General features: G+C 36.8%; 21 protein-coding genes. 18 read left to right on the forward strand and 3 right to left on the reverse strand.

What is annotated here, in order from left to right:
* Positions 1-180: 180 nt before the first annotated feature.
* Positions 181-855, forward strand: a complete 675-nt coding sequence (gene clpP / locus G508_RS0115095; RefSeq protein WP_026706102.1) for an ATP-dependent Clp endopeptidase proteolytic subunit ClpP — start codon at positions 181-183, stop codon at positions 853-855.
* Between the two features lie 72 nt (positions 856-927).
* Entirely contained in the window at positions 928-2,163 is a 1,236-nt protein-coding gene (clpX, locus tag G508_RS0115100; RefSeq protein ID WP_026706103.1) for an ATP-dependent Clp protease ATP-binding subunit ClpX, read from the forward strand.
* 71 nt (positions 2,164-2,234) lie between these two features.
* On the opposite strand, the gene G508_RS20160 is transcribed toward clpX, so the two are convergent.
* On the reverse strand, positions 2,235-2,378 hold the full coding sequence (locus G508_RS20160; RefSeq protein WP_157486053.1) for a hypothetical protein: 144 nt from the start codon (positions 2,376-2,378) through the stop codon (positions 2,235-2,237).
* Positions 2,379-2,476: 98 nt separating this feature from the next.
* Here G508_RS20160 and kynU point away from each other — a divergent pair, with 98 nt between their 5' ends.
* From kynU to G508_RS0115140, 6 genes are all read left to right on the forward strand, one after another.
* Positions 2,477-3,769: a kynureninase gene (gene kynU / locus G508_RS0115110; protein WP_026706104.1), complete on the forward strand. Its 1,293-nt coding sequence runs from the start codon at positions 2,477-2,479 to the stop codon at positions 3,767-3,769.
* Between the two features lie 173 nt (positions 3,770-3,942).
* The gene (locus tag G508_RS0115115; RefSeq protein ID WP_026706105.1) at positions 3,943-5,025 is read left to right on the forward strand and encodes an agmatinase family protein; all 1,083 of its coding nucleotides are present in this window, start codon (positions 3,943-3,945) and stop codon (positions 5,023-5,025) included.
* A gap of 467 nt (positions 5,026-5,492) precedes the next feature.
* Positions 5,493-6,662, forward strand: coding sequence for an nSTAND1 domain-containing NTPase (locus tag G508_RS0115125; protein WP_026706106.1), 1,170 nt, complete (start codon positions 5,493-5,495; stop codon positions 6,660-6,662).
* 82 nt (positions 6,663-6,744) lie between these two features.
* Entirely contained in the window at positions 6,745-7,572 is an 828-nt protein-coding gene (locus G508_RS0115130) for a hypothetical protein (RefSeq protein ID WP_026706107.1), read from the forward strand.
* Positions 7,573-7,578: 6 nt separating this feature from the next.
* Positions 7,579-7,827: a hypothetical protein gene (locus G508_RS0115135; protein ID WP_026706108.1), complete on the forward strand. Its 249-nt coding sequence runs from the start codon at positions 7,579-7,581 to the stop codon at positions 7,825-7,827.
* 215 nt (positions 7,828-8,042) lie between these two features.
* Positions 8,043-8,687 (forward strand): hypothetical protein, encoded by a 645-nt coding sequence (locus tag G508_RS0115140; RefSeq protein WP_157486055.1) that lies wholly within the window; start codon positions 8,043-8,045, stop codon positions 8,685-8,687.
* A 9-nt stretch (positions 8,688-8,696) separates the two neighbouring features.
* Here G508_RS0115140 and G508_RS0115145 read toward each other — a convergent pair whose 3' ends face one another.
* On the reverse strand, positions 8,697-10,235 hold the full coding sequence (locus G508_RS0115145) for a SulP family inorganic anion transporter (RefSeq protein WP_026706110.1): 1,539 nt from the start codon (positions 10,233-10,235) through the stop codon (positions 8,697-8,699).
* A gap of 93 nt (positions 10,236-10,328) precedes the next feature.
* Here G508_RS0115145 and G508_RS0115150 point away from each other — a divergent pair, with 93 nt between their 5' ends.
* The 4 genes from G508_RS0115150 to G508_RS0115165 all read left to right on the forward strand — a co-directional run bounded on the left by G508_RS0115150 (position 10,329) and on the right by G508_RS0115165 (position 13,750).
* Positions 10,329-11,057 carry a phosphodiester glycosidase family protein gene (locus G508_RS0115150; RefSeq protein ID WP_084626004.1) on the forward strand — a complete coding sequence of 243 codons (729 nt, stop codon included), beginning with the start codon at positions 10,329-10,331 and terminating at the stop codon, positions 11,055-11,057.
* Positions 11,054-11,695, forward strand: a complete 642-nt coding sequence (locus G508_RS0115155; RefSeq protein WP_035694955.1) for an alpha/beta hydrolase — start codon at positions 11,054-11,056, stop codon at positions 11,693-11,695. Before G508_RS0115150 ends, G508_RS0115155 begins: the two co-directional genes overlap by 4 nt.
* Before the next feature lie 129 nt (positions 11,696-11,824).
* The gene (locus G508_RS0115160; RefSeq protein WP_026706113.1) at positions 11,825-12,241 is read left to right on the forward strand and encodes a YMGG-like glycine zipper-containing protein; all 417 of its coding nucleotides are present in this window, start codon (positions 11,825-11,827) and stop codon (positions 12,239-12,241) included.
* Between the two features lie 165 nt (positions 12,242-12,406).
* Positions 12,407-13,750 carry an FAD-dependent oxidoreductase gene (locus G508_RS0115165; protein WP_026706114.1) on the forward strand — a complete coding sequence of 448 codons (1,344 nt, stop codon included), beginning with the start codon at positions 12,407-12,409 and terminating at the stop codon, positions 13,748-13,750.
* A gap of 162 nt (positions 13,751-13,912) precedes the next feature.
* On the opposite strand, the gene G508_RS0115170 is transcribed toward G508_RS0115165, so the two are convergent.
* The gene (locus G508_RS0115170) at positions 13,913-15,436 is read right to left on the reverse strand and encodes a helicase HerA-like domain-containing protein (RefSeq protein ID WP_026706115.1); all 1,524 of its coding nucleotides are present in this window, start codon (positions 15,434-15,436) and stop codon (positions 13,913-13,915) included.
* Positions 15,437-15,892: 456 nt separating this feature from the next.
* Here G508_RS0115170 and G508_RS0115175 point away from each other — a divergent pair, with 456 nt between their 5' ends.
* The 6 genes from G508_RS0115175 to G508_RS0115200 all read left to right on the forward strand — a co-directional run bounded on the left by G508_RS0115175 (position 15,893) and on the right by G508_RS0115200 (position 21,660).
* Positions 15,893-16,723, forward strand: coding sequence for a MotA/TolQ/ExbB proton channel family protein (locus G508_RS0115175; RefSeq protein WP_026706116.1), 831 nt, complete (start codon positions 15,893-15,895; stop codon positions 16,721-16,723).
* A 42-nt stretch (positions 16,724-16,765) separates the two neighbouring features.
* Positions 16,766-17,383 carry an ExbD/TolR family protein gene (locus tag G508_RS0115180; RefSeq protein ID WP_026706117.1) on the forward strand — a complete coding sequence of 206 codons (618 nt, stop codon included), beginning with the start codon at positions 16,766-16,768 and terminating at the stop codon, positions 17,381-17,383.
* A 15-nt stretch (positions 17,384-17,398) separates the two neighbouring features.
* The gene (locus G508_RS0115185) at positions 17,399-17,935 is read left to right on the forward strand and encodes an ExbD/TolR family protein (protein ID WP_026706118.1); all 537 of its coding nucleotides are present in this window, start codon (positions 17,399-17,401) and stop codon (positions 17,933-17,935) included.
* Positions 17,936-17,964: 29 nt separating this feature from the next.
* Positions 17,965-18,762 carry an energy transducer TonB gene (locus tag G508_RS0115190; protein ID WP_026706119.1) on the forward strand — a complete coding sequence of 266 codons (798 nt, stop codon included), beginning with the start codon at positions 17,965-17,967 and terminating at the stop codon, positions 18,760-18,762.
* Positions 18,763-19,009: 247 nt separating this feature from the next.
* Entirely contained in the window at positions 19,010-19,933 is a 924-nt protein-coding gene (locus G508_RS0115195) for a substrate-binding domain-containing protein (protein WP_026706120.1), read from the forward strand.
* A gap of 23 nt (positions 19,934-19,956) precedes the next feature.
* Positions 19,957-21,660, forward strand: coding sequence for a tetratricopeptide repeat protein (locus tag G508_RS0115200; RefSeq protein WP_026706121.1), 1,704 nt, complete (start codon positions 19,957-19,959; stop codon positions 21,658-21,660).
* Positions 21,661-21,900 lie beyond the last annotated feature (240 nt).

The following is a 21,900-nucleotide window of genomic DNA, read 5'->3' on the forward strand; positions in this document are numbered from 1 at the left end:
GCACAAAAAGGAGCTTCCGTTGGTCGCTCTTTTCCGCAAGAAAAAATAGCTTTTTCACAAAAAAGGATTTCCACTTCTATCTGGGCTAAAAAAGGAAACAAGACACAATGTCACCTCAAACAACAAGGTATAAACTTTGATTAAAATTATAAACTTACTTTAATTATAAAAATAAAATATATGAACTACGGAAAAGAGTTTAAAAAATTTGCGACAAAGCACCAAGGTGTAAATGCACTATATTATGACAAGATCATAAACGCAATGACACCAACCAATATGACGCCTTATATCATCGAAGAACGTCAGTTGAATGTTTCCCAACTAGATGTTTTCTCAAGATTAATGATGGACAGAATCATTTTCTTAGGAACAGGAATCGACGATCAAATTGCAAACATCGTTCAAGCACAATTACTTTTCTTGGAAAGTGCCGATGCTGCAAAAGACATCCAAATCTACATCAACTCTCCAGGAGGAAGCGTTTATGCAGGATTAGGAATCTATGATACGATGCAATACATCAAACCAGATGTAGCTACAATTTGTACAGGAATGGCAGCTTCTATGGGAGCGGTTTTACTTTGTGCTGGAGCGGCAGGAAAACGTTCGGCTTTGCCACATTCAAGAGTGATGATCCACCAACCATCAGGAGGAGCACAAGGTGTTGCTACCGATATGGAAATCAACTTGAGAGAGATGTTGAAATTAAAAGAAGAATTATACCAGATTATTTCCAACCATTCTGGACAATCGTTCGAGAGAGTTCACAAGGACAGCGAACGTGACTATTGGATGAAAGCTGATGAGGCAAAAGAATACGGAATGATTGATGAAGTGTTGAGAAGAGGATAAAATTCAGTGTTCAGTGTTCAGTAGCAGTATTCAGCTGTCTACTGAACACTGAATACTGCTAACTAATAAAGAATGGCAAAAGAAGTTTTAGAATGTTCGTTTTGTGGAAGGAATAAGCCGGATACCAATTTATTAATTGCGGGAATCAGTGCTCATATTTGCGACAGGTGTATCGAACAGGCACACGGAATTGTTTTGGAAGAATTAAAAACCAACAAGAATTCGAAGAAATCGAGTGGGGATTTAATTTTAAAGAAACCAAAGGAAATCCGTACATTTTTGGACCAATATGTAATTGGCCAAGACCAAACCAAAAAAGTAATGTCGGTTGCGGTTTACAACCACTACAAGCGTTTGATGCAATTGCAGGATAACGACGAGGTAGAAATCGAAAAGAGCAATATCATCATGGTAGGGCAAACTGGAACCGGAAAAACATTGGTAGCAAAGACTATTGCGAAAATGTTGGACGTTCCATTGGCAATCGTTGATGCAACTGTTCTGACAGAAGCCGGATATGTGGGAGAAGACGTAGAAAGTATCTTGACACGTTTACTTCAAGCCGCCGATTATGATTTGGCGAAAGCCGAAAGAGGAATCGTCTTCATCGATGAAATTGATAAAATTGCACGAAAAAGCGACAATCCCTCCATCACGCGTGATGTTTCGGGTGAAGGTGTTCAGCAAGCTTTATTGAAATTATTGGAAGGAACCGTAGTAAACGTACCGCCAAAAGGAGGTCGTAAGCATCCAGACCAGAAATTCATCGAAGTCAATACACAGAACATCTTGTTTATTGCAGGTGGAGCCTTTGATGGCGTGGAGAAAATCATCTCAAAAAGATTGAACCGTCAAGCAGTTGGTTACAGCACTTCTAAAAATGCTGACAACATCGACAAGGACAATCTGTTGCAGTACATCATACCAAAAGACATCAAGGATTTCGGATTGATTCCAGAAATTATTGGTCGTTTGCCGGTATTGACGCACATGGATCCTTTAGATAGAGAAACCTTGAGAGCCATTTTGACACAACCTAAAAACGCGTTAATCAAGCAATACCAAAAGTTATTCTCGATCGATGATGTTGAATTTACCATCACTGATGAGGCTTTAGATTATATTGTAGACAAGGCGTTAGAGTATAAACTCGGAGCTCGTGGTCTACGTTCGTTATGCGAAGCAATTTTAACGGATGCCATGTATGAACTCCCAAGTTCAGACGATAAGACCCTTGCAATCGACAGGGATTATGTCAAAGATACCTTGAACAAAAATTTACTCAAGCGATTGGAAATTGCTTCATAAATTTAACCATAAAAAAATCCCGTCAGAAATGGCGGGATTTTTTTATTTAGGAGCAAATCGTTCGGGCATTTTCATCCCGAAGCTTCGGGACATATTCCTGCTGGATCCAATATCTTTTGTTCTGTCCCGACGCTTCGGGACCAGAACAAAAGGATATTTGCAACCATCAGGGCTAGAGGATAATCCATTTTAACTTTGGAATCTTTCAAAAGCATAGACCTGTCAGGTTTTTAAAACCTGACAGGTCTAATAGGTTTGCACTTCCTCCAATCAATCTTTTTTCCTATTTTTACAGCCATCTAAACAACAACCAATGACTTTTGAAAATACACGCGAATTTGCACAGCAACTAGATGCTCAGGATACCCTTCATCACTACAAAAGTGAATTTATTTTCCCACAAGTAAACGGAAGAAAAGTAATCTATTTTACAGGAAACTCTCTCGGATTGCAACCCAAAAGAACCAAAGCCTTCGTAGATGAGGTGATGGACGACTGGGCAAAACTTGCTGTAGAAGGACACTTCTATGCCGAAAAACCTTGGTGGGATTACCACGAGCGTTTTGCCAATCCATTAAGTGCATTGGTGGGTGCCTTGCCTAGCGAAGTAACGGTTATGAATACCTTGACCGTAAACCTTCACTTGATGATGGTTTCCTTTTATCGTCCAACTGCTAAGCGATTTAAGATACTTTGTGAGGCAAAAGCTTTTCCAAGCGATCAATATATGATCCAGAGTCAGGTGCATTTTCATGCACAGCATTTGGGTATGGATCCATCGGATATGATTGTGGAAATCCAGCGTCGCGAAGGCGAACACAATATCCGTCTGGAAGATGTCTTGGCGAAAATTGAAGAAGTGGGCGATGAATTGGCTCTTGTGTTAATTGGAGGTGTAAATTATTATACCGGACAAGTATTTGACATCAAAACCATTACCGAAGCAGGCCATAAAGCCGGAGCCTATGTAGGTTGGGATTTGGCTCATGCAGCAGGAAACATCAAGCTTGAGTTGCACGACTGGGATGTGGATTTCGCCGCTTGGTGCAGCTATAAATACATGAACTCGGGACCAGGAAATGCTTCGGGATGCTTCGTGCATGTAAAACACCACACCGATGACGATTTGCCTCGCTTTGCAGGCTGGTGGGGACACAACAAGGAAAGACGTTTCAAGATGGAGCCACAATTCGATCCTGTTGAGGGAGCCGATGGATGGCAAATCAGTAACTTGCCGATCTTGACTTTGGCACCTTACTTGGCATCGGTAGAAATGTTTGCCGAAGTTGGAATGGACAGACTGATTGAGAAGCGTGACAAAATAACCTCTTACCTGGAATTCATCCTGCATGAAATTGACAAGGAAGTAAAGAGCACGTTTGAAATTATTACACCAACAAATCCATTAGAAAGAGCTTCGCAACTATCAGTATTTTTGCATGGCGAAGGTCGTCAGTTGTTTGACTACTTGATGAAGAATGGTGTAATCACAGATTGGAGAGAACCGAATGTGATTCGATTGGCACCTGTTCCGTTGTATTGTTCTTTTGAAGATATGTATGAGTTCGGGCAGATTCTGAAGGCAGGTATTCAGTCTCATGGCTAGTATTGAGTTGAACGCTCTTTTGTCATTCCGACGAAGGAGGAATCTCATAAAGAGGCTCTACAAACTTGATTCTGATTAAGAGATCCCTCCTTCGTAGGGATGACAAGATTGTGGAAATAGCAACGGCATCTTTTAATCTTTCCATCATTAAATTTTTCAATTAAAATAAAGAAATGACTAAACAAGAAAAAATAAAAAACTTTGACCCTTCCCAACCAGGGTTGGCGGATGAAAGCATCTTTGGCTTACCGTTTACGGCAGAGGAGAGTGATATCGTGATTATTCCTGTGCCTTGGGAGGTAACCGTGAGTTATGGAGCAGGTGCTTCGGAAGGGCCAGATGCTATATTGGATGCTTCGTTTCAGGTAGATTTGCACCATCAGGAGTTTCCAGAGTTGTGGAAGCTGGGCATCTATCTTGACCTGAACGAGCAAACAGATAAATGGGCAACCGATAGCAAGAAATATAAAGCATTGGCACAACCCATTATCGAGGCATTGGAAAGTGGCGAGGTGATTGAAAGCCTACCACCGTTGCAATCGGATTTGGATAAGATCAATTTGGTGTGCCGTGAGTTGAAGGATGAGGTGAGGGAACGCGTTTTATATTGGACAAAAAGAGGCAAGAAAGTTGTCCTTCTAGGAGGCGATCACTCTACACCGCTCGGGTATTATGAAGCGTTGGCTACACAGCACAGTGATTTTGGAATCCTGCATCTTGATGCCCACATGGATTTGAGAATTGCCTATGAAGGTTTCAAGTATTCGCATGCTTCTATCATGTATAATGCGTTGCAGATCCCTCAGATTTCCAAGATTGTACAAGTAGGAATTCGTGATTTTTGTGAGCAGGAAGTAGAAGTGGCCCAAAAGGACAGAGTAGTGGTGTTTAGCGATATGGACATGAAGGCGGCCACTTTTGAAGGCAAAACATGGCAACAACATTGTGATGCGATTATTGCACAATTGCCACAGAAAGTTGCGATTAGTTTTGATATCGATGGGATGTACCCGTGGTATTGCCCAAATACGGGAACGCCAGTTCCAGGAGGTTTCTCGTTTGAAGAAGCGGCCTATTTGCTGAGTAAATTAGGCGAAAGCGGCAAGGAAATAATAGGTTTTGACTTGGTAGAAGTAGCACCGGGCGACACCGACTGGGATGGAAATGTTGGAGCACGAATGCTGTTTCATATGTGTGGGGTGTTGGCGAAGAACAATGGACTGAATGTTGGAGAGCGGATTGCTTTTAAACGATAATAGATTTATTTTTTATATTTGGAAACGGGCTTTTGGCCCGTTTTTTTGTAGGGTGTGTTAATGATTAGGGGAAGGGCACAACCCTTTGGGAGAAGTATGGTTGTGCCACGAGGCAATGTGGTAGCGGCTGAGGGCTTTGTTTTTATAGCAAATTACCGCGAGGTAGAAAGCCAATATTCTAAATTTATAAAAAAACTTGTGATTCAATGAAATAGAGGGAAAACCCTATTTGAAGTATGGTGATAAAGTGTTATGTTTGTTGGACTTAGATTTTTTATGGAAAGACAGAAACAATAATGTTGATTGGTTTTTTTGATGTAGGTTTGTAGGAGATTTAAAATGGTTGCATCTTTTTTCTATTTTCTTTGTTGATAGGGATTGTAAACTGTCTGACTGTTGAGGATATCCGGTCGATTGAAAAAATCAATACATAAGAACTTTAATAATAATAAAAAATTTTACTTAAAATGGATCAAGAAAGCAGACTTTTATTTGTCAATAAGGTTTTTTCCCCTTCGTCACCTATTAAAAAGCAAGATTTTTTTTCAGGCCGACGATCTCAACTTGAGAAAGTTTGTGATGTAGTTAACGAAGATGGTCAGCATGCAATAATATTTGGAGAGAGAGGCGTAGGGAAAACATCTTTAGCTAATATATTAACTGAATTATTAACGAATATATATCCAATTAAGATAACGTGCAATAAGAATGATGATTTTTGCTCACTATGGTTACAAGCATTCAGTAAAATACAATTTTCTACTACCGTTGAAGGCTTTGGATTTAAACCTGAAGCTAAAAAGAAAGTTATTAATTTAGCGAATGTATTGAATCAAAAGTCACTTTATTTTAATAATGATATTATTAATCATTTGAATTCATTAAACGATAAGTTCTTGTTTATTTTTGATGAATTTGATAATGTCGAAGATGTAAAAATAAAATCAGATTTTGCAGATTTAATTAAAGCATTTTCAGATAATAGTACTAACACAACAGTAGTAATTGTAGGAATAGCTGACGACGTAAATGAGTTGATAGGCAATCATCAAAGCTTAGAGAGGTGTATGAAACAGATTAAGATGCCAAGAATGTCTGAAAGTGAAAGTGAGGAAATAATCGTTAAGGGGTTGCAAAAGCTTGAGATAAGTATAAATGAAAGTACCAAAAAGCAAATTATTGGATTTGCTTCTGGCTTCCCACATTATATCCATCTCTTATGCAAATACGGTGCACAAGAAATTATTGAAAATAATAAACAAGAATTTAATAAAGCTTATTTAGATATTGCCATTCGAAAAGGCATTGAAAATACCAATGAGCAGCTCAAGGCAGCTTTTAGGATGGCGACAATAAATAATTCCACATCTGAGAAATGGTTGAATATACTTTATGCTTGTGCTATGAGTCCAATAGATAAATATAATTGTATAGAGAAGAGTAAAATAGTTGATTATTACAATAGATTAACAATGAAAAATGTAAAAGGGGATTCTATATCATACAACTTAAAGCAATTGTGCACGTCTGAAAGAGGAGAGGTTTTACAAAAAATAGGTAAAGGTTTGAACTCACGTTATAGATTCACCAACCCAATGATGAGGGCATTTGTAAAATTGAAGATTAATAGCAATTAAATTTTAAGTAAGTCAAATAAAAAAGTATTTTTTTTGTTAAAATATTATGTGTATATTTACTATCTTGATAATTTTATAATGTATGTTGGAATCAAAAAGTGCCAATGGATTAGATGATTTACTTTCAAAAGGAAATTCTGAAAAAGAAGTAGATGACAAAATTAAAAGTGAAGTATTGAAGGAGATTCAAGATTTCACATCGTGGTTGAATCTTGAAAAGTATTGTACTGAAACTTTTCAAGTCAGCAATATTAAAATAGAGCCATTTTCGAAAGATGATTGGATAATGAGGGTAGATCAAATTGAAGACCGTAAAGAAGTTTTTTTTAATCCTAATTTGCTTAAAAACAGTAGTAAAGAGTTTTTTAAAGTAGTTGTATTACATGAATATTTTCATTTACTTGTTCAAAAGGTTCCCAACAAAGAAGATGCTACAAAAATAAAGGATAACTTTGGAAATGATTTTATGAGTTTAATAGATATAGAAGCAGATTTCTATGTTGCTCTCTACTTGAAATCTGAGAAGGGCTACTCTAAACAAAAATATTGGGAAACTTATTTTGAAGGAGTTCGTGTATTTAAAGACGATTGGATACGAAATAAAAAATTTGAAAGATTTTTAGGCTCCATATTAACAATAAATAGATTGTTTGCAAATGATGGTGTTTTTGACTTAATTTTGCCATCTATAACTCCATTGTTTACTGAAGACCACATAAAGGTCTTAGTACTTAAGAAAGAGCATATTTATTTTGACACGTTACCTTTAAGTTTGGAAGAACTTAAGGAGATGAGAGGTATATACTTGAACCCTACAGACTATGATTTTGAGGATTATTATAAGAAGATTGAGGATTTTACAAAACAATCAAAAGTTGAGGTACTAACAAAGATGACAAATCTAAATTAAGAAACAATGAACGATAATGAAAAAAAGGAAGTAGTTAAGAATTGGTTGGAGAGAAATCAATTTTTTAATGTCGAGACAAACGAATCTATTTTTATGGTTGCAGACGGAATTTCCCATAGACTTGTTGTCATGTTGGAATCTGAAGAAAACGAACATTTTCATTTGGAAGATATAAAGATGAAAACTTTAAGAAGTGGTAGGCAATTATGGAAGGCTCACGTTGAAGAAAAAGATATAAGTTGGGAAATTCTTTAGTTGAATTATTAGCTCAAAATATAGCTATAAATCACTCCAAAACTTCTTGTCGTGTCACAAAACTAAAAACTGCAAACCTTGCGGTTTTTTTTATGATTTTTAAACAGGTGACGCAATCCCTTTCCACTATCCTCATTTTAACTTTCCTTTAAAAACAATCAAAATTTTAAATCGTAACTTAACTTGTTTGAAATTAACAACTAAAGCCTACGATGATGAGAGTTATACTTTATTTAATCCTTTTGATCGCCCTGCAATCCTGTGCGACAAAAAAAGATACTAGGAAACAATTACTTCCTGACGGCATACAATCGGCCACAGAAGAACGGTATGAAATAGTGGGGAATCAGAAGAAACTGTTGACGAAAAAGGAAATGGTTTTTACGAAGAATGGCCGTATCAAATCTTCTAAAACGGTTGATGCTTCTGGTAAGATAGTGCAGGAAACCAAAAAGAAATTATGGTTTGTAGAGGAAATCTATCCTGATAAGGAAAAGCTGTACCGCAAGACACGTTGGAAACCCAACCAACGCGAACGCATCAGCACGTATGAAAAGAAGCGTGATAAGGCAAGCGAAAGCATTTATCATTATAACAAGGATGGAACGATTGCTAAGATTGTAGATAATTTGAAGTCTTTTGAAACGCAGTATTTCTATTATTCCGACAATGAGCTCACTAAAATTGTGACCAAGGACAAAGAGGGCAATGTTATAGATGAGGTGATGATAAGCTGTACTGAAAAAGATGAAAAAGGTACTTGTTTAAAGCAAACTAGAACTTCGGCTCAAAAGAAGTATAAGGAGGAGGTGCTTTTTACTCCGGTTTATGGGGGGGATAGAATATTGCTTTTATATTAAATAGAAGCGTTAGTTTTTATTGACCACGAGTTTATAAGTAGGATCCTCCAAAATATTCACCTCAATAATCGCTTCGGCATTTTTAAGCAAGGCAATACAGTCTGGGCTCAAATGACGCAGCTGCACTTTCTTGCCTACTTTGCTATAACGGCTCGTGATGGCATTCAAGGCTTCGATAGCCGACATGTCTACAATGCGGCTTTCCTTGAAGTCAATAATTACTACTTCGGGATCTTCCTGTACCTCAAATTTTTCTGCAAATCCTGTTACCGAACCAAAGAACAGGGGGCCGAATATTTCATAATGCTTCACGCCGTTTTCATCGATGTGTTTTCGGGCGCGGATGCGTTTTGCATTGTCCCAGGCGAAAACTAAGGCGGCAATAATGACACCTATTAATACGGCTAAAGCCAAATTGTGAAGCAAGACGGTAATCAGGGTAACAGCAATCATCACAAAAACATCCGATTTTGGCATTCTTTTGAAGATGCGTAAACTTGCCCATTCGAAGGTTCCAATCGCTACCATAATCATTACTCCTGTCAAGGCCGCCATCGGTAGTAGTTCGATAACCGGAGCTCCCACCAAGATGATGGTAAGTATCGTTAAAGCTGCCACAATCCCCGAAAGTCTTGCCCTAGACCCCGCTGAAAGGTTCACTAATGTTTGTGCAATCATCGGGCAACCACCCATGCCAAAGAAAAAGCCGTTTGCCAGATTCGCAGTACCTTGAGCCAAACATTCACGGTTGCTGTTTCCTTTTGTGGCGGTAATTTCATCGACTAAATTTAGCGTAAGCAATCCTTCGGTCAAGCCAACAGCTGCCATGATCAAGGCAAAAGGGAAGATGATTTGCAGGGTTTCTAAACTAAAAGGAATATTCGGGATATGAAAAGGAGGCAGGCTTCCGCTAACGGAGGCGATGTCTTTCACTTGTTTGGTGTCGATATCAAAAAGCAATACTACGCCAAAAACGATGATAATGGCGACTAGCGAAGCCGGAATTGCTTTGGTGATTTTGGGCAAAAATACTACAATGGCAATCGTCAAGGCAACAAGTCCTGCCATGATGAGGAAGGGGGTTCCTGTGAGCCATTCGACTTGTCCGTTGACTACGGTTTTAAATTGCTCGAATTGGGCCATGAAAATCACAATTGCCAATCCGTTGACGAAGCCAAACATTACAGGCTGAGGTACAAGCCGAATGAACTTGCCGAGTTTTAAAAGTCCGACAGCAATTTGTATCACTCCTGCCAAGGCTATGGCTCCAAAAACATATTCCAGTCCGTGGGATTTCATCAAGGCAATCAAAACAATCACGGTTGCACCAGCACCACCCGATATCAATCCCGGACGACCACCAAAAATGGCGGTTATCAATCCCATTATAAAAGCGCCATATAAACCTACCAAAGGAGGAAACCCTGCAAGAATTGCAAAGGATAGAGATTCGGGAATCATGGTCATAGCAACAGTTAGTCCGGCCAATATTTCGGTCTTATAGTTAACTTTTTGGGAGAGGTCGAAGAGGTTAAATGCTATTTTCATGAGGTTTTGATAATAGTGCAAAAGTAGTATTTTTAGACCTAATAGAATTCGTGTTTAGTTTTGATGTATTTTAGTTCGGTAAAAGATCCGTTTATGATGAAAAATAGAATTCAGATCCTACTGACAGTTACAGTACTTTTGTTTGTTGTGGTTCTTGTATCGGCATACATTCAAAAAGATACTGATGATCGTTTTGTGACCTATAGTGTCGATCCTACCCAAAAGCAGGTGAAGATGTACTGGAAAAATGAAAAGCAAGAGCATTTCAAAAGTATCCAAAATTTAAAAACATGGCTGGGGAAACACAATCAGAAGTTAGAATTTGCCATGAATGCCGGAATGTATAAAAAGGACAATTCGCCTCAGGGACTTTATATCGAAAAAACAAAAATACTTTCGCCTCTTGATACTGCTGTTGGGAATGGCAATTTTTATATGAAACCCAATGGCGTTTTTTATCTGACAACTAAAAACAAGGCAGTAATTTGTGAGACTGAAACGTTTAAAAACACATCAGAAATACAGTATGCAACACAATCGGGACCAATGTTGGTGATTGATGGAAAGATTCATCCCGATTTTAAAGAAGGTTCGCCAAATGTGCATATCCGAAATGGTGTTGGGACATTGCCTGATGGCAAAATTGTTTTTGCAATGTCTAAGAAGGAAATCAACTTCTATGATTTTGCGGCATATTTTAAAAGTTTGGGATGCAAGAATGCGTTGTATTTGGATGGATTTGTATCCAGGACCTATTTGCCAAAGGAAAACTGGATGCAAATTGATGGAAATTTTGGAGTTATAATTGGAGTTGTTGAATGATGAAAAAACTATACATCTTTAGCGGACTTGGAGCCGACAAACGCGTATTCAAGTATTTGGACTTTTCAGGTTTTGATGTCACTTTTATAAAATGGATTGCACCAGTAGATAAGGAAACCATCGAAGACTATGCAAAACGATTGACGAAACAAATTAAAACAGAAAAGCCAATCTTGATAGGATTATCCTTTGGAGGAATCATGGCGACAGAAGTAGCGAAGCAGATCCAAACGGAGAAAATCATACTGATTGCTTCGGCAAAAACAAAAAACGAAGTTCCTTTTTATTATCGCTTCATGGGAGCTTTGCAACTTCATAAACTCGTACCCACACAATTAATGAAGCACGCCAATTTTTTTAGTTTTTGGTTATTTGGCATAAAAAAGCAAGAAGATAAAAAGCTGCTAACTGAGATATTGGAGGATACAGATCCACGTTTCCTGAAATGGGCAATCGATGCAATCGTTAATTGGAAGAATATAAAAGCACCTCAGAATTGTTTTCACATCCACGGCTCATCGGATAAAATCCTGCCACTACGATTTGTAAAAGCTAATAGTATAGTAGAAGGTGGAGGTCACTTTATGACCATAAATAAGCATGAGGAATTAAGCCTGACAATTAGGCAATACCTTTAAATTGATAACCTTATAATCGATAAGCTAATTTTTTTACTTCCAAAATCTTATAAACCTTCTTCAAAATTTCATAATGCAATTCATTTCAAGCTGTTGTTTCTTTGTAATGAACATTAAAATAAAACAATTATGAAAGCAGTATATGTAGCATTATTATCGTTAGCGATTTTTTCATGCAAGAACACGAACGACGAAGCCAAAGTATATGAAGATGCAAAGCAAGTAGCAATTGATTCTATGAAAATGGAAATGGCCAAGCAAAAAGTGATTGACTCTATGAAATTAGAAGCTCAAAAGCAACAAGAAGCAGCTAAGCGAGAAGTTGTAGTGGTGAATCAAGCCGCTCCAGCAGCTACCACGACCACTACAGAAAGAAAAAAATGGAGTTCGGCAGCTAAAGGAGCTGTAATTGGAGCTGGCGTTGGTGCTGCAACAGGAGCTATCGTAAGTAAGAAAAAAGGAGAAGGAGCCATCATTGGTGGTTTGGCAGGAGCTGGTGTTGGTGCCGGAACAGGAGCCATTATTGATTCTAAGAAGAAAAAATAACAACCCACTATATATTCCCCGAAAACGCGTTTGAGATCTATTTCAAACGCGTTTTTTTATTTGCCCAAAACCACTCAAACCTTTAAACCCTTAAACTTTAAACCTTTTTGAATCCTATTACATTATAAATACTTATTTTTGCACTCTTATTTAGAATATTTCCTGATGCAAAAATCCCTAAAGATAGCCGTTGTAGGTTCTGGACTTGTTGGTACGCTATTGGCTATTTATTTAAAGAAAGCAGGGCATACGGTTCATGTTTTCGACAGAAGTCCTGATATCAGGAAGATCCAATTCTCGGGACGTTCGATTAATCTTGTCATGTCAAATCGTGGTTGGAAAACCCTAAAAGATATTGGACTTGATGAAGAGATCAAGAAGATAGGAATTCCTGTAGACAAGCGTGCGATTCACATGGCCGATAAGCTCAACTATCAATATTATGGAAAGGATGGCGAAGCTATTTTTTCGCTTTCAAGGGGATTGCTAAACCGCAAGATGATCGATTTGGCGGAAGCCGAAGGAGTAGAGTTCTTCTTTGATCATAAGGTGTGGGATGTTACCCTGTCGGATGCATCACTTCATATTGGAGAAACCGAAAGAGGGGAGTGGGAAGAATTAAAGTACGATAAGGTTTTTGGTGCCGATGGTGCTTTTTCGAGAGTACGACACAGGATGCAACGCCAAAGTATGTTTAATTATTCGCAGGAATTTTTAAAGATAGGTTACAAGGAGCTTAATATTCCGGCTAATGCCGATGGAACTCATAAGATTGATAAAAACTCTTTGCACATCTGGCCTCGTGGCGAATTTATGCTGATGGCATTGGCTAATCCTGATGGAAGTTTCACGTGCACGTTGTTTATGCCACATGAAGGGGAGAATTCTTTCGAAAATTTAAAAGACAAGGAAGCATTGGTGGCTTTTTTCGCCAATCATTTCCCTGATACAAAAGAAGTGATCCCGAATTTGGTGGAAGATTTCTTTAAAAATCCTACGAGTTATTTGGTTACGATGAAGTGTTTTCCTTGGACATTTGAAGACAAAGTGGCCTTGATTGGTGACGCCTGTCATGCAATAGTTCCTTTTTATGGTCATGGAATGAATGCTGGTTTTGAAGACATCACCATTTTGAGTGAAATCATGGAAAAACACGGTGATGATTGGGAAACCATTTTCAAGGAATATGAACAATCCAGAAAACCAAATGCTGATGCGATTGCCGAACTTTCCTATAGAAATTTTATGGAAATGAGTTCGAAAACGGCTGATGAAAAGTTCCTGCTTCAGAAAAAAATAGAAAAACATTTCTCGGAAAAACACCCTGATAAATGGATGCCTTTATATAGTCGAGTAACCTTTAGTTCACATCCCTATTCCGAAGCTTTGGCAATGGGCGATTTCCAGGATGGTATCATGAAGCAGGTTTTGGAGATGGAAAATATCGAGACTATTTGGGATAGTAAGGAAGTGGAGGAGAAGATCATTTCGCTATTAAATCACAAATAAAAAATTCCAAAAAACAAATAAATTCCAAGTTTCAATACCTAGATTATAAATAAAAATTCCAAACGGTTGCTAGAGGCAAAGGTTTGGAATTTTTTATTTACCATATATTGGTATTTGAAATTTATTTGTTTTTTGAAATTTGTTTTTTGGAGTTTTAAACAATTATTTTTTAAACAACTTGGTCAGTACACCAAAAACACCTCTAATAAAGGTAGCACTTGTAAGTACTTTTATAACCCCTTTTGTGGTTTGGCTCATGGGTTCAGAACCCGTTTTTCGCTCTTGCTTTTCTTCTTGTTTTTTAGCTTCAATTTCTTTTTCTTCGGATTCTATCGCTTGAATCTTTTTATTGAGCATTTCATAGGCACTTTCCCTATCGATAACTTCGCTGTATTTTTTAACTAGCTTCGACTTGCTGTTTATTGTTGCAATTTCATTTTCTGATAAGACATCCATTCTGCTCATTGGAGCCCTCATCATGGTTGCAGCAAGAGGTGTCGGAACCCCTTTTTCGTTCAAGGCAGTAACCAAAGCTTCTCCGATTCCAAGACTAGTCAAAGTTTCATCGGTTTTATAATAATCAGAAAGCGGATAATTCTCGGCAGTCATCTTGATGGCTTTTCGATCATTTGCAGTAAAAGCTCTCAAGGCATGTTGAATTTTCAAGCCTAATTGTGCCAAAACAGCACTTGGAACGTCCATCGGATTCTGGGTTACAAAATAAATCCCGACACCTTTAGATCGAATTAGTTTTACAATACTTTCAATTTGATCCAATAATGTTTTGCTGGCTTCATTAAATATAAGGTGTGCTTCATCGATAAAAATTACAAGTTCTGGTTGTCCAGAATCGCCTTGTTCGGGCATTTGTTGGTAGATTTCGGCTAATAAACTCAACATAAAGGTAGAGAATAATTTCGGCTTGTCTTGAATGTCGGTAAGACGTATTATATTAATGTAGCCTTTTCCGTTTTCGTCAATTCGCATCAAATCATTAATATCGAATGACATTTCTCCGAAAAATAAATCACCGCCTTGCTGTTCCAGTTCTATGATCTTTCTAAGGATTGTTCCTGTTGTTGAGGTCGAAATCTTGCCATAATGTTCCTCAATTTCTGCTTTTCCTTCTTCAGTTATATAATTAATGACTTTTTTGATGTCCTTCAAATCGAGCAATGGCATCTTGTTGTCATCACAATATTTGAATATTACCGAAACAACTCCAGCTTGAGTATCGTTGAGGTTGAGTATTCGCGAAAACAACACTGGTCCAAACTCGGAAACTGTAGCTCTAAGTCTTACACCATTTTGAGCAGAAAGTGTCATCAGCTCTACCGGAAATCCAGAGGTAGAATAGGGCAAGCCAATTTTAGCATGTCGTTCGGTGATAAAAGGAAGTTCTTCTCCTGGTTGAGCGATTCCGCTGAAATCTCCCTTAATGTCCATCATCAAGACAGGAATTCCAAAGGAAGATAATTGTTCGGATAAAACTTGAATTGTTTTGGTTTTTCCAGTACCTGTAGCTCCTGCAATTAGTCCGTGGCGGTTTAAAGTCTTGAGCGGAATTTTAACGAGTGTATCTTGTAAAGCTTCACCATCAAGTAGAGCGCCACCTAGAATAATGCTCTCACCTTTGGAAGAATATCCTTGATTTATGTGTGCGGAAAACACTTCTTTTTTTGACATTTTGTATCGGAATTAGATTATTATTGGACTAAACGTATTAACAAAAATAGAATACTTTTTGATTTGGCAATTATTTTGAATGAAAATATTGATGAATTCACGAGTTTCAATGTAAATTTAATGTTATGCACAATATAATTAACAAGAATGGAGTTATTAAACAAGACGAATTGCTGTTGAAGTTTTGACAACGAAAAGAATGAAAATCGTAATCTGATTATTAAATTTTGAATAATTTCTAACGAAATCGATTTATTATTAAAAATAAGAGATTTAATATTGGTTTAACATGGTGTTATTGATATCAAAAATTATTGTTAATAATCAATAAAAAAGGAATTTTTATTTTTTTATATGATGTAAAAATATAAATTTGTCATTCTGATAATAATCATTAAAAGAAACCTTAAGAATTAAGTATTATTAAAATTTTTAAAAACTAAAATTTAAAAAAAGATGGCAAACGCAAATGTAGCGCAGAAAGAAAATGGTTCAAATGGAGGTAATTTATTCTCTGGACTAGTAATTGTAGCATGTATTGGTATAGGAATACTTATATGGAAATATGTAATGGGTGCTGGGTCAAATTTTGAAGGCGGTGATAATACAGGTCATCCACTACCAGGAAACTATTTGGCGATGGTTTACAAAGGAGGAAAAATTGTACCAGTTTTGATGGGATTGTTATTAATGGTAGTTGTTTTCTCTATTGAGCGTTTCTTCGTAATATCTAAAGCTGCTGGAACAGGAAGCTTGGATAAATTCATGAAAAATGTACAGGAAAACATTCATGCAGGTAACATTGAGGCTGCAATTGCTGATTGTGACAAACAAAAAGGTTCAGTTGCAAACTCTATCAAAGCTGCTTTGATAAAATATAATGAAGTTAAAAAAGAAGGTTTCGATAGCGAAGCTGCTGCAGAAACTATTCAAAAAGAAATCGAAGAGGCTACTTCATTAGAAATGCCAATGTTAGAAAAAAATATGACAATTCTTTCTACTTTAGTATCTCTGGGAACTCTTGCAGGTCTTTTGGGAACTGTAATGGGGATGATCACGGCGTTTGGTGCCTTGGCGACTTCTGGAACTCCTGATCAAGCTGCTCTTGCAAATGGTATCTCTGAAGCACTTATCAATACTGCAACAGGTATCTCTACTTCTGCATTGGCAATTATTGCTTATAACTTCTTTACTTCTAAAATCGATACTTTGACGTATTCTATTGATGAGGCAGGTGCTACAATCGTTGGTACTTACAGAAGATTCAGAGGAAGTTTAAGAAACTAATATTAATAATTTATAGCTTTCTATAAATATTAAAAAACAAATATGGCTAAAGTAAAAATGTCCAAAAAGGCTACGGCAATCGATATGACTGCTATGTGTGATGTTGCTTTCCTTTTGCTGACTTTCTTTATCTTGACTGCAACGGCAAAACAACCAGAGCCATTGCCAGTTGAAACGCCTTCGTCTACGGTACAAGTAAAATTACCAGAAACAGATCTGGCGATTATTACGATAGGAGATAGCGGTAAAGTATTCTTCGGTGTTAAAGCTCCAGATGTTAGAATTAGAACATTGGAAGCAATTTCAGATGAATATAAAATTTCATTTACCGATGAAGAAAAGAAACGTTTCAGTTTGATGGAGGAGTTCGGAGTTCCAGTAAATCAATTAAGAACATTAATTGCTTTATCCGCTTCAGAAAGAAATCAGAAAGGTTTGCAATCAGGTATTCCTCATGATTCATTGAATAATCAATTGGAAAAATGGGTAAAAGCTGCAAGAAATGCAAATGCTGAAGTGAATGAAAAGCAATTGAATTTTGCAATCAAAGGCGATGCTAAAGAACAGTATCCAGAAATCAAAAAGATAATGGATATTTTGCAAAAACAGAAAGTAAACAAATTCAATTTGGTTACTGGTTTAAGAAGTGATAATTTTTAATATAAAAAATATAAAATGGCACAATTAGATACTGGCGACAGTGGAGGTGGTAAAAAAGGTGGCAAAGTAAGAAGTAAAAAACAGAACTCTTCCGTCGATTTAACGGCAATGGTGGATTTGGCTTTCTTATTGATTACATTCTTTATGTTAACAACCTCTTTGTCAAAGCCGCAATCGATGGATTTGGCTATGCCGGATAAAGATGACACTAGTGAACCAGTTAAAATTGCTCAAGAGAGAACGCTTAATATCCTTGTTGGACCGGATAATAAGATTAAGACTTATATGGGGCAATTGAATGAGCCAGTCGAACCTTTGAAGGATAATAAATACGGCAGAGAAGGAATTCGTAAAGATATCCAAGAAAAAATGGTTTCAGTTCCTCAATTGATGGGTGATCCTAAAAAAGGGTTAATCGTTTTGATAAAAGCGCATAAAGAATCTACTTATAAGAATCTTGTAGATGTTTTGGACGAAATGGCAATTAGCAAAGTTACTGTTTATGCAATTGTTGACATCACTAAAGAAGAAGAAGCATTGTTTGATAATTAGAACAAAAGTTCTTAATTAAAATAAGAGATATGAAATTAGATATATATAAACAGAAATGGATTGATATGGTCTTCGAAGGTCGTAACAAAAGTTATGGTGCCTACGAATTGCGTAAAAAAAATCCAAGAACCACTTTGATAGCTCTGGCAATTGGTGCTTTTGTTTTTGCTTCTTTGTTAGCATTGCCTTTAATTGATTGGGGAAGCGATAAAGAGGAAGAAGCTGAAAAAGTTACTATGGTTGATATGGCTACAATTGCTCCACCACCAGATGAACCAAAGCCATTGATCCCACCACCACCACCACCACCACCTGCGCCAAAAATTGATGAAGTAAAATTTGTTAAGCCTAAGGTTGTAAAGAAGGAAGAAGTTGTGGAGGAAATCAAGACAATTGAGGAACTTAAGGATAAAAACGTCGGTACTAAAGACGTTAAAGGTAGAGATGATGGTAAAATCGTTATCGATGAGCCGTCTGGTGATGGTCCAAACACAGATCAAAAAATTGTAGAGGACAATCAAATCTACAATGCAGTAGAAGTAAAACCTGATTTCCCTGGAGGAATTCAAAAGTTTTATGACTTCGTAGGTAAAAACTACCGTGTTCCAGAAGGTGAAGATCTAAAAGGAAAAGTTTTTGTTCAATTCGTAGTTGAAAAGGATGGTTCTTTAACAGATATCAAAGTAATGAGAGATCTAGGTTATGGAACAGGAAAAGAAGCTATTAGAGTTTTGCAAAAATCTCCAAAATGGAAACCAGGTATCCAAAATGGTCGTCCAGTTAGGGTTTTATATTCATTACCAATCAGCATTGTGTCTGGGAATTAAGGAATGAATAACCGTGAAAATACACATCAAAGAGTTCAGAAATCGCTTAAAGGGCGATTTCTGCTCGTTTTAGGAATATTGTTTTTCCTGATCTATTTCGTTTTAGGATTGATAATCATCTTCTGGAAAAAATTTCCAATTGCATTATCTGACAATTACCGAATAGCTTTTGGGGTACTTCTAATCGTTTATTCTTTTCTAAGGTTTGTGCGTCTCATGCAAAAAAAATAACCAAAATAATCTTTTTATGAAAACACTTTTTTTTAAAATAGTATTCTTTATCGGATTGATTACTGTAGTTGTTTTTGCATGTAAGGAAAAATCAGATCAACCTGAAAAATTGGAAGAAACAATTTTGGAAGGAACAGCGACCATCTATGTAGATCAAACACTTCAGCCAATTATTGAAGATCAAACAGATGTTTTCGAAAGCCAATACAGAGCTAAACTTTCTTTGGTTAATAAAACAGAATCTGAAATTGTAAACGACCTGCTTTCGGATAAAGCTCAAATTGCAATTTTAACTAGAAAACTCACTACGCAAGAAGAGAATCATTTTAAGCAAAAGAAAATCACCCCTAAAGTTACCCATTTTGCATCGGATGCAATTGTTTTTGTGACGAATAAAAATTCAAATGATACACTTATCGACTTGCAAGAAGTAATCAACTTATTGCAAGAAAAAGAGAGCAAGATAAAGGGGTTAGTTTTTGAGAATCCTAATTCTAGTATAGTCAGTTATATGAACAACTTGGCAGGAGTTAAAAATGGTCAAAAAAAGAACATTTATTCTCTAAATTCTCAAAATGAAGTATTAGAATATGTAACTAAAAACCCAGGAACTATTGGCGTTATAGGTCTTAATATATTGGTACAACCTTACTCAGAAACTGAGCAATATTTGGACAATATTTCCGTTATGAGTGTCAGAAATGTTAAAAATCAGCCTAACAGTACTATGTACTACAAACCGAATCAATCCAATCTAGGCGAGGGTTTATATCCCTTGAAGCGTCCAATCTATATGTTAAATTATCAAGGAAAGGACGGTTTGGGTATGGGATTTGCTTCTTTTGTAGCAGGAGAGATCGGCCAAAGGATTATTCTAAAGTCAGGATTATTGCCTGTTAGAATTCCATCAAGAGAGCTGAATGTCCGAAATGAATTATAAAATAATAAATAAATCAGAATACTATGAACAAGTTAAAAATTTTCAGCATTGCCCTACTTGCATTCGGAACCGGAGCTTATGCTCAAGATTTGGAGCAAGCTAAAAAAGCAATTGATGCTGAACAGTACGAAAAAGCCAAAAAGATTTTAAAAACCCTAATCAATACTAAAGCTGACGAAGGAAAAAATTTCTTTGTTCTAGGTAATTTATACCTTACTCAAAAGTTAGAGGATTCAGCTAAAGTAACTTATGAAAAAGGTTTGTTAGCCAAAAAAGAAGCTAATTTTAACTACATAGGTCTTGGTCAGATTGATTTAGATAATGGAAATGTAGCAGCTGCTAAAGCAAATTTTGACAAAGCTACTGCCGATATGCGAAGAAAAGATTTCGAAGAGTTCATGTATATTGGTCGTGCCTATATGAATATCGAAAAACCGGATTACAAAACAGCTCTTGTTCATATCAATAAAGCCAAAGCAATCCAACCAATGGATGCCCAAGTATTACTTTCGTTAGGTGATGCCTACAAAGGAGATGGAAATGTAAACGAAGCTTATTCAGCTTACCGTAATTCTTTTGATGCTGACAATTCAGTTTTAAGAGCAAAATTGCAATTAGGTGTTATTACAAAAGGTTCAAAAGCTTTCAAAGAAGCAAAAGCGGCTTTTGATAACATCTTGGCAACCAACCCTAATTATGGTCCAGCTTATAGAGAAATTGCAGAAACCTATTATTTATGGGGACTTAACGATAAAGCTCAATATGCTGCCTACAATAAATTAGCAATTCAAAACTATGAGAAATACATGAGTTTGACCGATTATTCGTTGGATTCTCGTATGCGTCATGCCGATTTCCTTATCTTGACAAAAGACTATGCAGCTTTGGAAAAGGAAGCAAATGAAATGCAAAAATTAGACAAAGTAAATCCTAGAATTCTACGTTATCTAGGATATTCAGCTTTCGAAAACAATAATCCAGATGCAGCAATCAAGGCTTTGAACGATTTCTTGGCAAAAAGCAATGCAAAACCAATTGGTCGTGACTACTTATATTTAGGTATGGCAAAAACCAATAAAGCATTGACAACAACTACAGATGCCGAAGGAAAACCTGTAAGTACTGTTGACCAAACCCTATTTGCTGGCGGAGTTGCAGATATCAGCAAAGGTGTTGAAATGGATCCAGCAATGGCAAACGAATTGAATGATATCGGAAAAAAATTCTTCGACTTAAAATTATACAACGAAGCAGCTGCTATCTATGAAGTGGCTACAACTAATCCTGACTCGAGAAACTTTCTTTATGACAATTTCTATTTGGGATATGCTTTATACTTTGGTAATGTAAATTTAGAAGAAGGCCAAACCATAGATCCTGCAATTGTGGCAAAAGCAAATACAGCTTTCGCAAATGTTATCGCTGCTTCACCAACAACTCAAGATGCTTATATCTACAAAGCCCGTATAAACAGTTTGTTAGAAAATGACGCTGTAGCACAGGCGGAAATGGTTAAAAACTATGAAGATTTTATCAGAGTAGTAACCGAAAAAGGTCCTGAAGAAATGGCCAAGCCAGCAAACAAAACAAAATTTGTAGAAGCTTACAATAACTTAGGAATTCATTTTGCAAAAACCGATAAAGCAAAAGCAAAAGAATATTTCCAAAAAGCTTTAGCCATCGATCCAACAGATGAAACAGCAATAAGCACTTTAAAATTATTGTAATATAATTTAAGAATAAACTAAAACCGATAACATTACGCGTTATCGGTTTTTTTTATTTAGGAGCAAATCGCTCGGGCATTTTCAGAAACCATATTCCTGCTGGAGCCACTCGCTTTGCAACAGCTCTTACGGCAGTTGCAAGAGCTCAAACAATGTCACCATCAGGGCTATGATAATAACTTTAGGCATCTTTTAAACATTTGTAAAAAAGAACCTTATCTTTGCAAACTATTTAAAAAA

This window comes from Flavobacterium soli DSM 19725 (assembly GCF_000422705.1).
GTDB lineage: Bacteria > Bacteroidota > Bacteroidia > Flavobacteriales > Flavobacteriaceae > Flavobacterium > Flavobacterium soli.

What these genes read in the sequence shown, in the direction of transcription:
- clpP (WP_026706102.1), top strand. Translation starts at nt 181, where the DNA reads ATGAACTACGGAAAAGAGTTTAAAAAATTTGCGACAAAGCACCAAGGT.
- clpX (WP_026706103.1), top strand. Translation starts at nt 928, where the DNA reads ATGGCAAAAGAAGTTTTAGAATGTTCGTTTTGTGGAAGGAATAAGCCG.
- G508_RS20160 (WP_157486053.1), bottom strand. Translation starts at nt 2,378, where the DNA reads ATGCTTTTGAAAGATTCCAAAGTTAAAATGGATTATCCTCTAGCCCTG.
- kynU (WP_026706104.1), top strand. Translation starts at nt 2,477, where the DNA reads ATGACTTTTGAAAATACACGCGAATTTGCACAGCAACTAGATGCTCAG.
- G508_RS0115115 (WP_026706105.1), top strand. Translation starts at nt 3,943, where the DNA reads ATGACTAAACAAGAAAAAATAAAAAACTTTGACCCTTCCCAACCAGGG.
- G508_RS0115125 (WP_026706106.1), top strand. Translation starts at nt 5,493, where the DNA reads ATGGATCAAGAAAGCAGACTTTTATTTGTCAATAAGGTTTTTTCCCCT.
- G508_RS0115130 (WP_026706107.1), top strand. Translation starts at nt 6,745, where the DNA reads ATGTTGGAATCAAAAAGTGCCAATGGATTAGATGATTTACTTTCAAAA.
- G508_RS0115135 (WP_026706108.1), top strand. Translation starts at nt 7,579, where the DNA reads ATGAACGATAATGAAAAAAAGGAAGTAGTTAAGAATTGGTTGGAGAGA.
- G508_RS0115140 (WP_157486055.1), top strand. Translation starts at nt 8,043, where the DNA reads ATGAGAGTTATACTTTATTTAATCCTTTTGATCGCCCTGCAATCCTGT.
- G508_RS0115145 (WP_026706110.1), bottom strand. Translation starts at nt 10,235, where the DNA reads ATGAAAATAGCATTTAACCTCTTCGACCTCTCCCAAAAAGTTAACTAT.
- G508_RS0115150 (WP_084626004.1), top strand. Translation starts at nt 10,329, where the DNA reads ATGATGAAAAATAGAATTCAGATCCTACTGACAGTTACAGTACTTTTG.
- G508_RS0115155 (WP_035694955.1), top strand. Translation starts at nt 11,054, where the DNA reads ATGATGAAAAAACTATACATCTTTAGCGGACTTGGAGCCGACAAACGC.
- G508_RS0115160 (WP_026706113.1), top strand. Translation starts at nt 11,825, where the DNA reads ATGAAAGCAGTATATGTAGCATTATTATCGTTAGCGATTTTTTCATGC.
- G508_RS0115165 (WP_026706114.1), top strand. Translation starts at nt 12,407, where the DNA reads ATGCAAAAATCCCTAAAGATAGCCGTTGTAGGTTCTGGACTTGTTGGT.
- G508_RS0115170 (WP_026706115.1), bottom strand. Translation starts at nt 15,436, where the DNA reads ATGTCAAAAAAAGAAGTGTTTTCCGCACACATAAATCAAGGATATTCT.
- G508_RS0115175 (WP_026706116.1), top strand. Translation starts at nt 15,893, where the DNA reads ATGGCAAACGCAAATGTAGCGCAGAAAGAAAATGGTTCAAATGGAGGT.
- G508_RS0115180 (WP_026706117.1), top strand. Translation starts at nt 16,766, where the DNA reads ATGGCTAAAGTAAAAATGTCCAAAAAGGCTACGGCAATCGATATGACT.
- G508_RS0115185 (WP_026706118.1), top strand. Translation starts at nt 17,399, where the DNA reads ATGGCACAATTAGATACTGGCGACAGTGGAGGTGGTAAAAAAGGTGGC.
- G508_RS0115190 (WP_026706119.1), top strand. Translation starts at nt 17,965, where the DNA reads ATGAAATTAGATATATATAAACAGAAATGGATTGATATGGTCTTCGAA.
- G508_RS0115195 (WP_026706120.1), top strand. Translation starts at nt 19,010, where the DNA reads ATGAAAACACTTTTTTTTAAAATAGTATTCTTTATCGGATTGATTACT.
- G508_RS0115200 (WP_026706121.1), top strand. Translation starts at nt 19,957, where the DNA reads ATGAACAAGTTAAAAATTTTCAGCATTGCCCTACTTGCATTCGGAACC.